The following is a 13,495-nucleotide window of genomic DNA, read 5'->3' on the forward strand; positions in this document are numbered from 1 at the left end:
GGACATCGGGTAATAACTTATATCGTGTTTACGAATTCATCAAGTGGAGGGAACATATCATGAAATTTTTCTTGGATACAGGGAATGTGGAAGAAATCAAACGGATCGAACGTCTGGGTCTGGTGGATGGAGTCACGACTAACCCGTCTTTGATTGCCAAAGAAGGTCGCGTATTTAAAGAAGTCATTCAGGAGATCTGTGGTGTTGTTAAAGGCCCGGTCAGTGCTGAAGTTATCGGTCTCAAAGCCGAGGATATGTTGAAGGAAGCTTATGAAATTGCAGAATGGGCACCGAATGTAGTTATTAAACTGCCGATGACCGAAGATGGGCTGTATGCTTGTCATGAGTTAACGCAAAAAGGGATTAAAACCAATGTCACGCTGATCTTCTCCGCAGCACAGGGTCTGATGGCAGCGAAAGCTGGTGCAACCTACATCAGTCCATTCGTTGGGCGTCTGGATGATATTGCGGTGGATGGCATGAAACTGATTCGTGATCTGCGTCTGATTCTGGACATGTATGATCTGCCTTCCGAGATTATCGCAGCAAGCATTCGCAATATCAAACACGTCGAAGATGCAGCCCTTTCCGGTGCGCACATTGCCACCATTCCAGGTTCGCTTCTGCCGACACTTTGGAAGCACCCACTGACGGACAGCGGGATTGAACGTTTCCTGAAAGACTGGGAATCTGTACCGAAATAAATGGCTACCAGTGCCCAAGTCTTTGGGCGGCCTGAACATAAAACCTTTCGCATTGCAGAGTAATCTGCGGGCGAAAGGTTTTTTTATCTCTTTTGACGTAGTTTTAGATTTCCGGTTAGGTTGTCGTTGAGGGATACTTGTCTCATTAATGTTGTTGTTACTTTCTGTCCAGTGTCCACGTACTGTCCTTCTTTTTCGGGACAACGGTGCATAAGGTTAACTATAGCCTATAGCTCATCCCGCAGGGGAGGGACACTTCGATGATGAGAAGAAAATGGCGAAGCCGGAAACGCCGTAAGCCGCCAAGCGGCAAGCGTAAAATGTGGTTGATCATTTTATTGGTCACTGCGTTTTGTTTGATGCAGGGCTTTGCTTATGTGGATAAGAAAATGAAGCCCCCCATCATGCACTTGGCCAAGATCAGAGTGAAGCAGATTGCGACCGAAGCAATCAATAAGGCGATTACAGCACAGGTTGCTGATGGCAAAACCAACGAAGGATTGATTGATTGGAAGACGGATACCGCCGGGAAAGTGTCCGGTTTCATGCTGAACTACAATGAGCATATGCGAATCACCGCAAGTACAATGAATATTGTGCAATCCACGCTGCAGAATGTACACATGTTAAAAGAAAAAATCCCGCTGGGGCAGGCGCTGGGCAGTCCGGTGATGGCTTCATTTGGCCCGAGTATACCGGTTCGTATTGAGCCTCAAGGGGCTGTTAAAGTGGACCTGAACACCCGTCAGCAAAATGCGGGGATTAACATGATCTTGGTGGAAGTGTACATTCACATCATTGCTGAGGTCGCCGTCGTGGTGCCCTTCGACATGGAGCCCGAAACGGTTGATACGGAAATCCCGATCTCCTACCTGCTGGTTGTCGGGGATGTGCCGATGTATTATTACGATAATCAGGGCAAGCCGGTAGGCAGTAACGGAAGTAATGCCCCAGCTATTGCGCTGCCATCAGGTCATACGGGTGTATCAAGCGGTAGTGGAGTGACTGCGAATCCCCCTAGCCAGAACCAGCAACAGACGCCGTCAGACCCTTTGCAAGGGAACGAGCTTGAACAATTTGAGCCGGATGATCTGCCTGATGTGAATGGGGGCGTTCAGTCTAACAAGGACGTACACCCGTGACACACACTAATTACTAGTAAAAGACTTTCGGCACAAAATCAGAAAAGGGGCCTCTAATGAAGAGGTCCCTTTTTTTCGAATGCTCATCGAACTCCTAGCGGAAACGTTTATATGGACATATTCTCATCTCACTTGCTTTTCTTGTTCTTTTGTTTACGTTCTTCCTGTTCCCAATGTTTCAGTTGCGGATAAGGATCGAACGACCATTCGTGCAGTCCGCTGTCCCGGTAGATCCCATAGTGCAGATGCGGAGGGAATTTCCCTTGTGTTCCCGGTTTACCGTAACCCGAACTGCCAACCCAACCAACAACCTGACCGGGAATAACAACCTCACCGATGCGAGCACTTTTATCAAAACCCGACAGGTGCGCGTAATAGTGATAATGATTGTTCAAATCCCGGATACCGATGCGCCAGCCGCCAAACGGGTTCCAGCCTTTGATTTCCACAACGCCGTAACAGGTGCTACGCACAGGTAGACCATGCGGAGCGAAAATATCCGTTCCCTCATGAATGCGATAGCCGCCCCAGCTTCGTTTCGTCCCCCAGGTGCTACGATAGGAGTAATTGGTTCCGAGTGGAACCGGAAAGGCATGTCCAAACAGATCGAGATTGTCAAAATGCTCATATAACTTCGCGAATTGCTGTATCCGTTGCACAGCACGGGAGTTGTGATAATATTCCCACAAGGCAATGTTGAAGTCCTCTTGCTTGTTTCCGTAACCCTGAATCACAGAAGCTATGCTGTATAGTACATCCTGATCATTGTTGGCATCCGCGATCCCGTCTCCTGAACCATCACGTCCATATCCTTTGAAAAAAAGAATGGATTCCGGATGTTGATCCGTCTCATCAGGATTTAGCCATCCTCTCCAGGCCGGAGGAGTCATGAAAATACCTGTAAGCCGCTCCGGATGTTTGCGATCCTTTGGATGTGCGCGAGTAATTGTTCGTTCATACTGATCAATTGCGGCTAGCCTATACCAGGGAATCTGAGTCATCTGACCGATGGTCTCATATAAATGGCGACGTGCAGCGAAAATTTCTGCGGGTTTTAACTCGGTGGCCTGTGGTTTCGGAGTAGCCCCGACAGGTTCACTGTAAACGTCAACAGATAAACATGGGAGAAGCAGCGTACCTGCAAGTAAGGTTTTGATCCAAAATCGGTACGTGAGCCTGGAGGTCAAGCGTTGTTGCACTGGGAAGCAGCCCCTTTCCAATAGAATGATACAAGGTACCCGATGAACCAAGCTAAAGGTTAGCGTTCTTCAAAAGTTCTCGTTTTATCCATGTAAGCACTTGGAATGAATCGAATGAACCAAATTGTCCATATCGGGTATGAATGCACAAGATGTGACAAATGGGGGTTTTTCCAACGCTTTCATGGTATAATATGTTCCGAGCAACAGCCTAACTTCAGTTAGAAAGAAGGTTTATGCATTGGCAAAACGTGTTAAAGAACCGAAGCCGGATTGGATTCGGATCAAATTGACAACCGGCGATAACTATCAGGAAATGAAAACGATGATGCGTTCCAAAACGCTGCATACGGTATGTGAGGAAGCGCGGTGTCCGAATATTTATGAATGCTGGGCCAATCGAACGGCCACTTTTATGATATTGGGCGATATTTGCACAAGGGCATGCCGTTTTTGCGCGGTGAATACAGGCTTGCCAACGGAGCTTGATTTGCAGGAACCAGAACGTGTGGCAGAAGCAGCAGAGCAGATGAATCTGCAACACTGCGTCATTACAAGTGTAGCCCGTGATGATCTGAAGGATGGAGGAGCTACGATTTTTGCAGAGACGGTAAAGGCCGTACGGCGGCGCTTGCCATTGTGTAGCGTTGAAGTGCTCATCCCAGACTTTCTGGGCGATCGGGAATCTTTGCAGATTGTAATGGATGCCAAACCGGACATTCTGAATCACAATATTGAGACGGTTGAGCGGTTGTCAGACAAAGTGCGTGCCAAGGCAAAATATAAACGTTCACTTGAATTGCTTGCTCGTGCCAAAGAAATGCAACCTAACATCCCAACGAAATCAAGCATTATGCTTGGTGTAGGTGAGGAATATAATGAAATTTTATCAACAATGGATGATCTTCGTGCGGTAGACTGTGATATTATGACGATTGGTCAATATTTGCAGCCATCCGAGAAACATCTGTATGTTGAAAAGTATTATCCGCCAGAGGAGTTCGCTGCATTGAAACAGGAAGGATTAAAACGTGGGTTCAGCCACGTCGAGTCCGGCCCGATGGTACGCAGCTCCTACCATGCGCATGAACAGGTGAAATCGGCCACCAAACATGCTGAACAGGCGGCAACACACGCGTGATGGAGGATACCGGATTGGAAGAAGAAAAAAGCACAGAACAGATTCAGGACCAACTCCAGGAGCAGATCCAGGAGCCGGTTCAGGAATCTGTTGTTGAATCGGTTGAAGAAAAGCCCAAAGAACCGGTCATTGTACAGGTCGGCGGCAAAAACTATGAAATCGTCCAGAACCACAAAGAGGGCTGGAATCCAGAGGTCTTCCGTGATCGTTACAGTGAGGTGCTGGAGCGTTATGATTATATTATCGGAGACTGGGGTTATAGCCAGTTAAGATTAAAAGGTTTTTACCGTGATAATCATCCGAAAGCGACGAAGGATTCCACGATCGCCAGTATGGTGGACTATATCAATGAATATTGTAACTTTGGCTGTGCGTATTTTGTGCTCCAGAAGAGCAAAGATCAGCCTCAAGCCAAAGCAAAAAGCGGTTCCTGAGAAGGACCGCTTTTTTGGTGTCTTTATTTTAGTCAAGAAATGCCGTGCGAACCCGGTTCCAGAATGGATAAGGACGGAAACGCGCGAAACTGACCTTGTGACTGGATACCTGACAACGGACGGATATCAGATCCTCCACCATCACATTCACATGATCAATCGTCATCAATAACCGCTGATCCTTGCGGGAGAAAATATCACAATGATGATGCTTGGGCAAAATAACCGGTGAACCAAGTGTCCGATAGACCCGGTTATTAATTGAAGCAATCTCCGCAATCTGAATGGCCTCGATGGTCGGATGAACCATGGCGCCACCAAGGGCCTTGTTGTATGCCGTGCTGCCTGAAGGCGTGGATACACAGATTCCATCGCCGCGGAACATCTCGAATGTCACGTCGTTAATATCGACCTGGGCCACGACGGTACCGTCCACACCTTTTAACGTAAATTCATTAAGAGCGATGTAAGAGGAATTCCCCGACTTTTTCCGAATCTCAAGCTCCAACAGCGGATATTGGACAATGCGTGGTTTGAGCCGCTCCGGATCTCCCTTGCCACTCATCAGCCTGACTAATTCCCGTAATTCTTCCTTCTTCCAATCGGCATAAAAGCCGAGATGGCCTGTATGAACCCCAACAAAAGCAATATCCGGAATACGGTCGATGAAATTGTGAAATGCCTGCAGCATCGTACCATCGCCCCCGATGGAGATGACAATCTCCGGCGATTCTGCATCCAGCTTGAACCCTTCTTCCTTCGCCAGCGCATGAAACTGCTGACTGAGATCAATCGATAACTGGTCTCCGCGGTCTTGAACATAGTATCTCAAGATGAAAGCTCCTTTGTGGTCATTATACTACCGATGATAATCAATTCCGCGGAAGAACACAACGTTTGGAAGCATATTCAGTTAAATATAGATGAATGAGCGACTTATTTTTTGACATGTCGTCTTGGCTTGAAGATATAACTTAATATCGTAAGCAATAACAACAACATAATGATACTCGCAAAAACAATGACCCCCGTCAGGACGATCAGTCCCCAGTCCGGTGCATAGGTCGATAACGTTGGGATGAAACCATTATCCATGAGAACGGGTGAAGCGGAACGCCCCATCATGGGGGTCCACAATAGCAGGACCAGCACAGGTGCGATTAGCGCATGAATCGCTCTGGCAAATAAAAAGGGACCATATCTCATGGGGGTGTTGCTAAGAATACTCATAATCTGTGCATGGACGGATAATCCGCCCCAGGAGAGAACAAAGGCTGCTGCCGCCACTTTATATATCAGTGGAATGGAAGTGCTGACACCTCCGGCCTCTTTGGCCCCCAGTGTGACTTCAAATAGCCCCCCGACCATGCTAGGAGATAAGGATGGAGGAAGTCCGCTATATCGAAGCAGTTGCTCGGTTATGCCGTATAATCCGCCAAGCCAACCGGTCTGTACAAGCAACTCCATTATGACCGAGAAGAATACAACCAGCCCTCCTACGATAATAATAAGGCGAAGGGATGAGGAGACGGCGTGACGCAGCAGTTCACCGAATACCCGTCCGTCAGCCTTTCTTGCCTCATGCATTGCATAGATGGCCCGGACCAGTCTGTTTCTAGGTATTTGCTCCGATGGAGATGCAGAAGAGATGTCTGGCTGTGGGCCTTTCGCTGTACCCCCGTGAAAACGCATGAGCATACCCACCAGAAAAGCTGCAGCGTAATGACTTGCAACCAATAGCGGAGCAATGGCGACATTATGGAAGAACCCAACCGATACGGCTCCAATCATGAAGATCGGATCGGAGGATGTGGTGAAGGCAACGAGCCGTTCTCCTTCTTCCCGGGTCACCAGCTTTTGTTCCCATAACTGTGCGGTCAGTTTCGCCCCTGTAGGATAACCGGATGCACAACTCACTGCAAATACAAAACCACCGCTTCCGGGAACACGAAACAATGGACGCATCAGTGGATTCAGTAAGGTACCCAGAAAATGAACAATGCCAAAGCCGAGCAGCAGCTCGGACAGCACCAAAAAAGGAAAAAGGGAGGGAAACAATACGTCCCACCAGATGGACAGTCCGCGTACACCTGCATGCCAGGTTTCCGCTGGATACAAGACCATTAACACACAAAGGATCAGGAGAGCGAGTGTGACCAGGACATGGGTGAGTCGTTGTGAAGCAGCCATGAATTCTTCTCCTTTACTTTTGGAATGGTCGGTGTGCGGAAATCTGTGATGCTATTGCCATCAATATATGAAAAAAAGTGGACAAACAGTACAAAATTATACGTAGAAAGCGCTTGCAAAAGTGGCTGTGTTTTTGAGTGATGTGTGCTAAAATGAGAAAAACGCCTGAACGTCACCTAATTGTCTCCAAGGTGGAATTCAAATCGGATGGAGTGATGATCATGAGTCTTGTCACCGGAATCCTGGTCTGTGCTTTTGTATATGTGATACGTGCCTCGCTGGTACGCTCTGAGGAAGAGGACTGGCGGAGTTACTAATGGAATATCTAGTGCGCCAACCTATGTGGTTGGCGCTTTTTTTGTGTTAGGTTCCGAAGAAGGTCCTATATACAGATGGCAGGGAATGCGTCCTGATAATTTCATGTTATATAGGACTTTTTGGTTTTTTTTGATAGAATGGAGATAAAGCCTTCTGTGGCCTGAATATTGTTACTGTTTTCACAATGTTCACGGAACGTGTAATATATGGCAAAATTCGACATCAGAAAGGGGAATCAGACGAATGAATCCCAGTTTGAGTATTTATGACAATCTTGGCGGTGAAAAAGGTGTTCGTGCACTGGTCGAGGCCTTCTATCCAATCGTTCAGCAGAACGAGCAACTGGCTCCGCTTTTCCCGGAAGATATTCAGCCGGTTATCGACAAGCAGTATATGTTTTTGTCTCAGTTTTTTGGAGGACCAGGGCTGTTTTCCGAGGCGTTCGGACATCCGATGATGCGTGCCCGTCATATGCATTTTGAAGTGACCGTTGAACGGGCTGAGGCTTGGCTTGCATGTATGGATCAAGCCTTAACACAGATCGGTGTGGAGGAGCCCTTGCACTCGTTTATCCTGCAGCGTTTATCCGGCCCTGCACATCATTTTGTGAATACACCGTAGTTCCGAATATGATTATAAGCGTACGGGAGAGGGATGGAATAGATTGGAATTAGAGCCGCTATATAAGGTGAAAGTGACTTGTCATTATTGCGAAACCGAGTATGACACTTCACGGGTAAGACCGAGTTTGAAAAGGCCCTACCGGACAGATTCAGATTTTTGTGCTTACTACAAGCTAGAGAATCCGGATTTTTATGTGGTTCGCATCTGTCCACAGTGCGGGTTTGCTTCCACGGAGAACGCAACGGAGCATTTGAATGATGCTCAACGCAAGGCTTTTAAGGAACAGATCGGTAATCGCTGGGTAAAACGTGACTATAGCGGAGCTCGGACACTGGACCAGGCGCTGGCTACGTACAAGCTTGCCTTGCTGTGTGCACAGGTTATCCAGGAGAAAGACCGTGTCGTCGCTGGTCTGTTACATCATATAGCTTGGTTGTATCGTTATATGGAGGACCATGCACAGGAACATCGTTTTCTCGAATTTAGCCTTGAAGCTTATGTGAAGGTGTTCGAACGGGAGGGAACGGGTGGCAATGAAGCCAAACTGTTGTATTTGCTCGGGGAATTGAACCGCAGGGTAGGACGGTTTAATGAAGCAGTGCAATGGTTCAGCAAGGTCATTCATGACAAGCGGATCACCGATGCGGCCATGATTCGTGCTTCAAGGGAACAATGGGCCGTGCTGCGTGAACAGATGATCTCCGGTAAGATGGAGCTGCCTGAAGAGATGCTTGAAGCAGACAAAGAGGCTGCGAAGCGCAGCCCCCTCTAGGTTGATCTTACCTTAGTTACGGACAGGACGGCTGGATAACAAATAGTCACTGTCATTGTCGATCACGGTCATGCTGGTATTACAGCAGGGAAAGACGAGTAATTTCTTTTTGCCTTCGCGGATGCGCACAAGCTCTTTCGGTTTGAGAGGGAGCAGCACATTGCTTGCATGACAATAGGGACATTGCTGTACATAGATGTCTCCCATCACAATATCGTAAGGCCAGCTGTTCTCAAAGGGAATCATTCTTGTTCGCCTTCTGGTGCGGAAGGTTTGGAGGCTTCTTGTTTGGAGAGTTCCGCAATCTTCTGCATTAGGATATGTTGGGGCATGTGCATCAGATGTTCCAAAGGTACGCCCAAGGATTCTGCTAATTTGACGGCTGTATCAGCCGATACTTGTAAAGGTTTCATACGTTTACCTCCTGAAAGTTACTATAAGTATTTCTCTAGTATAGAGATACAGTGAACAGAAAACCAGTTTTTAATTCAATCCTAACCATCCAATTTATAGAGAGAGGTGCCTTATTAAATGAAAACGCCATTACACCCCGTATGGGATCTGGAGTCCATTTTTAGTGGAGGTTCTTCCTCCGAGACGTTCGCTGCGTATCTGATTGAACTGGAAGAGGATGTACGTAAACTGCAACAACTGTTGAACGAAACACCTGCACCGACTTCATTAGAAGAGACGACAGCTTTTGATCCCATTTTGGAATTGCTGCAAAGCTGTTATGTCCGCATATCGGAAGGTTCTGCGTTTGTATCCTGCCTCTCATCGCAAAACCAGAAGGACAAGAAGGCAACCCAGCTTCAGGGGGCCATCAGTTCTATTGCTGCGATGCTGAACGGTAGCAAATCGAAGTTCGATAATACACTCAGTCAGACGTCAGATTCGGTGTGGGACGTCTGGATTGCTCGGGAGGATATTCAGCCGCTTGCATTTGTACTGAACGAGAGTCGCACGCTCGCTCGTGAGAAGCTGTCGCCGGAACTTGAAGGTCTTGCACTGGATCTGGGTGTGGATGGTTACCATGGTTGGGGCAAATTCTATAACACGATTGTCAGCAAGGTGAACATTCCATTTGAGCAAAATGGGGAAACGGTCATGCTGTCAGCAGGACAAGCTGCCAACAAACTGAGCGATAGTGATCGAAATGTACGCGAGACGGTATTTGCAAACTGGGAACAGGCTTGGACGGATGTCGAAGATTTCTGCGCAGACACGCTGAACCACCTCGCAGGATTCCGTCTGAAGTTATATGAGAAACGTGGCTGGCATGATATCCTCAAGGAACCTCTGGCTATCAACCGGATGTCCCGTCAGACACTGGATACGATGTGGGATGTAATTAATGGTGCCAAACCTGCACTTGTTCAATATCTGGAGCGCAAGGCAGAACTGCTCGGGGTAGACAAGCTCAGTTGGAGCGATGTAGACGCCCCTGTAGGTAAGTCGAGTGGCAAAATCACTTACGATGAGGCAGCTATCAATATTGTTGAACAGTTTGCCAAGTTCAGTCCTAAGCTCTCCTCGTTTGCAGAGATGGCTTTTGAGAAACGCTGGATCGAAGCAGAAGACCGCCCAGGCAAACGTCCAGGTGGATTCTGTACGTCTTTGCCACTTAGCAAAGCAACCCGAATTTTCATGACCTTCTCCGGGACACCATCCAATGTGTCGACTCTTGCGCATGAACTTGGTCATGGATATCATCAACACATTATGGAAGAGTTGCCTGCGTTGAATCAACGTTACGCGATGAATGTGGCTGAGACAGCGTCTACGTTTGCTGAATTGATTGTAGCAGATGCCCTTGTGCAGGCGGCAACAGATGAGCAAGAGAAGCTGGCTTTGTTGGAAGACAAGATACAGCGAAGTGTGGCTTTCTTTATGAATATCCATGCCCGGTTCCTGTTTGAGAATCGTTTCTATGAACAACGCAAAAAAGGCCTGGTTAACGCGGATGAACTATCCAAATTAATGGTGGATGCTCAGCAGGAAGCGTTCTGTGGTGTACTTGCATCAGATCATCCACATTTCTGGGCATCCAAACTGCATTTCTATCTGACAGGTGTACCATTCTATAACTTCCCATACACGTTTGGGTACATGTTCAGTGCGGGAATCTATGCGAGAGCACAGCAAGAAGGAACAGCATTTGCAGATAAATATGATGATTTGTTACGAGATACAGGGCGTATGACAGTCGAAGAACTTGCTCAAAAACATCTGGGTACAGACCTGACACAACCGGAATTCTGGCAAAATGCTGCGGACTTGGTTATTGCCGATATTGAACAGTTTTTGCAGATGACAGCACCCCAAAAATAGGTTGAATATAATAGGATGTATATATATGAAAGGCTGCAATTCCGTGTTAACAAACACAGGATTGCAGCCTTTTTTTGTACAGAATCCTTATTTTTGATTCTCAAATATTTTGTCGCAAATGAACGAAAAAACTCACTTTAAGGAAGAAGAATGGCAATTAATTGTGCAAATTATAGTTAAAAATACCCAAGTTTGCCGTTGTTTGTTGAACATGCGCAAATGATGTCATATAATGAGTCGTAAGTCCTTATCACATAGGACTATAAGCATGTAGGAGGAGTGTTATTATGAAAATCGACCAGCTTTCATTAGCACGTCAGTTAGATTTAGTATTTAAAGAGCTTGATCATGAGTTGTCAGGGTTAGATTCAGGAGTAGTTTTTGTGCAAATACGAAACAACGTAATTGGGAAGTTTGGTATTCGACATAATCCGATAACTGGACGGGATGGGCAGATGGATTTGGACGAGAAGGGGTTAAACGAGACCCAGAGAACTTCTTTCCGGGCGATGGCACTGGAAACTTTGAAATTCAAACGCAATTGGACACATGGCGAAATATCGTACGACTTCACAGTAAGACAAGGTATGATTCTGGTAGATGCAACAATGGAGTCCAATTACAATATGGCGAGTCTCATGATTCGTTACCCTAGAATCAATACATACAAGGATTCTGATATGGAGTCGACCTCATAATTCGTTACACAAGAGAAAGCGGCACTTCCGAAGAAGGCCGCTTTTGGATTCTGCTTAGCTCAAGCAATAATTACGAGCTTACGAACGACCCGATAATTGCTGCTCAGCGATTTGCACCAGACGTTTAGTGATGTATCCACCCAGAGAACCTGTCTCACGGGAAGTATAGTTACCGTAGTAACCATCTTGTGGAATAGTTACACCCAGCTCTTGTGCAGCTTCAATTTTCAATTGTTGCAATGCTGCAGTTGCTTGGGGAACGACCAGGTTGTTGGAGCGGCTACCGCTACCTTGGTTTTGACCTCCGTACATATGTGTCACCTCCTTATGGGTTGGTGATGTTAGTATGGTTAGAGAATAAGGAAATATACATGATATGACGTAAGGGAATATATGGTTAATTATTGGTGCGCGGATCACATAAAAAAGCCGACCCAATGTGGGTCGGCAAGTTGTACAAGGTACGAAATATATGGTGATAAGCGTAAACAGTATAGATGATGATTAGCTCACTTAGTCTGTAGGAGGTATAACCTCAATACGTGTAGATAGCTCAACAGGCTGTTCCGGTTCCAGGCGAATCAATCCCGTCTGTTCATCCGATAAATCCAAATTAGGTGCATCCGGGAGCCAAGTGTACGGTTCAATGCACAAGAACTGATCGGATTCACCTTTGGTAAAGAGAACCCAGTGTTTGAAAAATGCTTCATCTGCTGAATATTTCAGCGTATATCCATCTTGCCTCCGTAAGTAAGCCGCAGCCGGTTCACCTTCGGTAGCTTTCAACAGGGTATCCCAGTTACGTCCCTGCAAGTTGATGCCTTCGTTAAGAGCAGACCATTCACCCAGGGATTCCAGCTCACCTGTTGGTAGTTGTTCTTCATTCTGACCGTAGATTCCGGAAACAGGAAGTTGCAGTGTCCAATCGGCAGGTTTGCCGTCTAACAAAAACCATGTATGATAGCCCATCCCAAAAGGAGCAGGCGTTGAGCTCAGATTGGTGACTCGCAGACGCTGGCTAAATACAGCGTTTTGCAGACTGAACGTCATCTCAAGTTTCAGAGGAATTGGGAATTGAGCCATCCAGTGTTCTTCATTTTCAGTCAATAATTCGGTTGTAATTGCACATCCGTCTTCATCTTCCTCGATATCACTGACACACCAGGATTGGGTACGGTGGAGACCGTGAATATGGTTGTCATTTGCCGTGTTCTGATCGAACTGGTAACGGACACCTTCATATTCGAATTGTCCCCGATGAATGCGTCCTGGTGGAATCAGGAGAGGAACGCCAAAATGGTACGGCTTCTGCAGATAAAAGGCAAGATCGTCTTCATCCGGACGGCGGACGATATCCCTGTCCTGCACTAAATCCCGAATAGAAATAATGTTATTTCCAAGACGTGGCAGCAGGGTGATTTCCAATTCACGGCTATGTAGGATATACGTGTCGTAACCATTCCATTGGCCTTTGGTCACTTGTTTCATATCGATGCTCCTTTTCCCACTTGAAATCTGTCTGCAAGCAGTTGTTGATCATTATACTGATGCAGGCGTGTCATTGTGTACATGCCAGCTATTTCCTGCGCTGCTTTGTGTGAAGCAGGCTTTAGGATAAGCAATTCCATCATAACAGATTTTGATGTCTCGGGTAAAAAAGTTCAACTCATTTTGACATTCGCGCCTTTGCGCATTAAGATGGAACTCTGAAAGCATTTATTTAAATTGAAGACTTAAAATCAATGACAGGGATAAGTAGGCCAAGAGAATCCTCTTCAGAAAGCCGGTGGTAGATGCGAACCGGTGTGAGCTCTTAACCGAATGGACCCTTGAGTGTGGATTTGAACAGGTTAAGCTGGAGACGGGCTTGCCTCACTAGAGTCTGCCGTATAATCCACGTTACGGAACAATGAAGGCATTTCTTCAGCTTGACTTGATTGAG

General features: G+C 46.7%; 16 protein-coding genes and 1 other annotated feature (1 of these 17 cut by a window edge). Of the genes, 9 read left to right on the forward strand and 7 right to left on the reverse strand.

The genetic code is table 11. The annotated features are described in order from the left end of the window. Positions 1-59: 59 nt before the first annotated feature. Positions 60-704 (forward strand): fructose-6-phosphate aldolase, encoded by a 645-nt coding sequence (gene fsa, locus MKY73_RS03775; protein WP_036605718.1) that lies wholly within the window; start codon positions 60-62, stop codon positions 702-704. 260 nt (positions 705-964) lie between these two features. After that, positions 965-1,846 carry a sporulation protein YunB gene (gene yunB, locus MKY73_RS03780; protein WP_339305734.1) on the forward strand — a complete coding sequence of 294 codons (882 nt, stop codon included), beginning with the start codon at positions 965-967 and terminating at the stop codon, positions 1,844-1,846. Positions 1,847-1,974: 128 nt separating this feature from the next. Here yunB and MKY73_RS03785 read toward each other — a convergent pair whose 3' ends face one another. After that, entirely contained in the window at positions 1,975-3,045 is a 1,071-nt protein-coding gene (locus tag MKY73_RS03785) for a M23 family metallopeptidase (RefSeq protein WP_339305736.1), read from the reverse strand. A gap of 241 nt (positions 3,046-3,286) precedes the next feature. Here MKY73_RS03785 and lipA point away from each other — a divergent pair, with 241 nt between their 5' ends. Together lipA and MKY73_RS03795 are read left to right on the forward strand one after the other, a co-directional pair. Further along, a complete protein-coding gene (lipA, locus tag MKY73_RS03790; protein WP_253440726.1) occupies positions 3,287-4,186 on the forward strand; it encodes a lipoyl synthase in 900 nt (299 codons plus the stop codon). A 14-nt stretch (positions 4,187-4,200) separates the two neighbouring features. Next, on the forward strand, positions 4,201-4,620 hold the full coding sequence (locus MKY73_RS03795) for a YutD family protein (protein ID WP_339305738.1): 420 nt from the start codon (positions 4,201-4,203) through the stop codon (positions 4,618-4,620). Between the two features lie 28 nt (positions 4,621-4,648). On the opposite strand, the gene MKY73_RS03800 is transcribed toward MKY73_RS03795, so the two are convergent. Further along, positions 4,649-5,452, reverse strand: coding sequence for an NAD kinase (locus tag MKY73_RS03800; RefSeq protein ID WP_036673293.1), 804 nt, complete (start codon positions 5,450-5,452; stop codon positions 4,649-4,651). Positions 5,453-5,556: 104 nt separating this feature from the next. After that, positions 5,557-6,810 carry a sporulation integral membrane protein YlbJ gene (gene ylbJ, locus MKY73_RS03805; protein WP_339305740.1) on the reverse strand — a complete coding sequence of 418 codons (1,254 nt, stop codon included), beginning with the start codon at positions 6,808-6,810 and terminating at the stop codon, positions 5,557-5,559. A gap of 152 nt (positions 6,811-6,962) precedes the next feature. Between ylbJ and MKY73_RS03810 the strand changes: the two genes are divergently transcribed. The 3 genes from MKY73_RS03810 (at position 6,963) to MKY73_RS03820 (ending at position 8,524) form a co-directional block, all read left to right on the forward strand. Further along, positions 6,963-7,127 (forward strand): hypothetical protein, encoded by a 165-nt coding sequence (locus MKY73_RS03810; RefSeq protein ID WP_253440723.1) that lies wholly within the window; start codon positions 6,963-6,965, stop codon positions 7,125-7,127. Between the two features lie 244 nt (positions 7,128-7,371). Continuing rightward, positions 7,372-7,749: a globin gene (locus tag MKY73_RS03815; RefSeq protein WP_036605723.1), complete on the forward strand. Its 378-nt coding sequence runs from the start codon at positions 7,372-7,374 to the stop codon at positions 7,747-7,749. 43 nt (positions 7,750-7,792) lie between these two features. Then, positions 7,793-8,524, forward strand: coding sequence for a DUF2225 domain-containing protein (locus tag MKY73_RS03820; RefSeq protein ID WP_339237587.1), 732 nt, complete (start codon positions 7,793-7,795; stop codon positions 8,522-8,524). A gap of 12 nt (positions 8,525-8,536) precedes the next feature. On the opposite strand, the gene MKY73_RS03825 is transcribed toward MKY73_RS03820, so the two are convergent. Both MKY73_RS03825 and MKY73_RS03830 read right to left on the reverse strand, forming a co-directional pair. Beyond that, positions 8,537-8,770: a hypothetical protein gene (locus tag MKY73_RS03825; RefSeq protein WP_062324061.1), complete on the reverse strand. Its 234-nt coding sequence runs from the start codon at positions 8,768-8,770 to the stop codon at positions 8,537-8,539. Continuing rightward, positions 8,767-8,937 carry a YycC family protein gene (locus tag MKY73_RS03830; RefSeq protein WP_339305741.1) on the reverse strand — a complete coding sequence of 57 codons (171 nt, stop codon included), beginning with the start codon at positions 8,935-8,937 and terminating at the stop codon, positions 8,767-8,769. The genes MKY73_RS03825 and MKY73_RS03830 overlap by 4 nt, the downstream gene beginning before the upstream one ends. Before the next feature lie 118 nt (positions 8,938-9,055). Between MKY73_RS03830 and MKY73_RS03835 the strand changes: the two genes are divergently transcribed. Together MKY73_RS03835 and MKY73_RS03840 are read left to right on the forward strand one after the other, a co-directional pair. Beyond that, positions 9,056-10,855, forward strand: coding sequence for a M3 family oligoendopeptidase (locus tag MKY73_RS03835; protein WP_339305743.1), 1,800 nt, complete (start codon positions 9,056-9,058; stop codon positions 10,853-10,855). Between the two features lie 284 nt (positions 10,856-11,139). Then, positions 11,140-11,553: an O-methyltransferase gene (locus MKY73_RS03840; protein WP_339308473.1), complete on the forward strand. Its 414-nt coding sequence runs from the start codon at positions 11,140-11,142 to the stop codon at positions 11,551-11,553. Between the two features lie 78 nt (positions 11,554-11,631). Here the strand turns inward: MKY73_RS03840 and MKY73_RS03845 are convergent, their stop codons facing one another. Both MKY73_RS03845 and MKY73_RS03850 read right to left on the reverse strand, forming a co-directional pair. Further along, positions 11,632-11,865: an alpha/beta-type small acid-soluble spore protein gene (locus tag MKY73_RS03845; protein WP_017692382.1), complete on the reverse strand. Its 234-nt coding sequence runs from the start codon at positions 11,863-11,865 to the stop codon at positions 11,632-11,634. 201 nt (positions 11,866-12,066) lie between these two features. Then, a complete protein-coding gene (locus MKY73_RS03850) occupies positions 12,067-13,041 on the reverse strand; it encodes an aldose 1-epimerase (protein WP_339305745.1) in 975 nt (324 codons plus the stop codon). A gap of 245 nt (positions 13,042-13,286) precedes the next feature. Continuing rightward, positions 13,287-13,495: a binding site (T-box leader), on the forward strand (it continues 59 nt past the right edge of the window).

Source organism: Paenibacillus sp. FSL R5-0519, from assembly GCF_037974275.1.
GTDB lineage: Bacteria > Bacillota > Bacilli > Paenibacillales > Paenibacillaceae > Paenibacillus.

Excerpts from the sequence above, each read along its gene's own strand:
- fsa (WP_036605718.1), top strand. The coding sequence starts at position 60 with ATGAAATTTTTCTTGGATACAGGGAATGTGGAAGAAATCAAACGGATC.
- yunB (WP_339305734.1), top strand. The coding sequence starts at position 965 with ATGATGAGAAGAAAATGGCGAAGCCGGAAACGCCGTAAGCCGCCAAGC.
- ylbJ (WP_339305740.1), bottom strand. The coding sequence starts at position 6,810 with ATGGCTGCTTCACAACGACTCACCCATGTCCTGGTCACACTCGCTCTC.
- MKY73_RS03810 (WP_253440723.1), top strand. The coding sequence starts at position 6,963 with ATGAGAAAAACGCCTGAACGTCACCTAATTGTCTCCAAGGTGGAATTC.
- MKY73_RS03815 (WP_036605723.1), top strand. The coding sequence starts at position 7,372 with ATGAATCCCAGTTTGAGTATTTATGACAATCTTGGCGGTGAAAAAGGT.
- MKY73_RS03825 (WP_062324061.1), bottom strand. The coding sequence starts at position 8,770 with ATGATTCCCTTTGAGAACAGCTGGCCTTACGATATTGTGATGGGAGAC.
- MKY73_RS03830 (WP_339305741.1), bottom strand. The coding sequence starts at position 8,937 with ATGAAACCTTTACAAGTATCGGCTGATACAGCCGTCAAATTAGCAGAA.
- MKY73_RS03835 (WP_339305743.1), top strand. The coding sequence starts at position 9,056 with ATGAAAACGCCATTACACCCCGTATGGGATCTGGAGTCCATTTTTAGT.
- MKY73_RS03845 (WP_017692382.1), bottom strand. The coding sequence starts at position 11,865 with ATGTACGGAGGTCAAAACCAAGGTAGCGGTAGCCGCTCCAACAACCTG.
- MKY73_RS03850 (WP_339305745.1), bottom strand. The coding sequence starts at position 13,041 with ATGAAACAAGTGACCAAAGGCCAATGGAATGGTTACGACACGTATATC.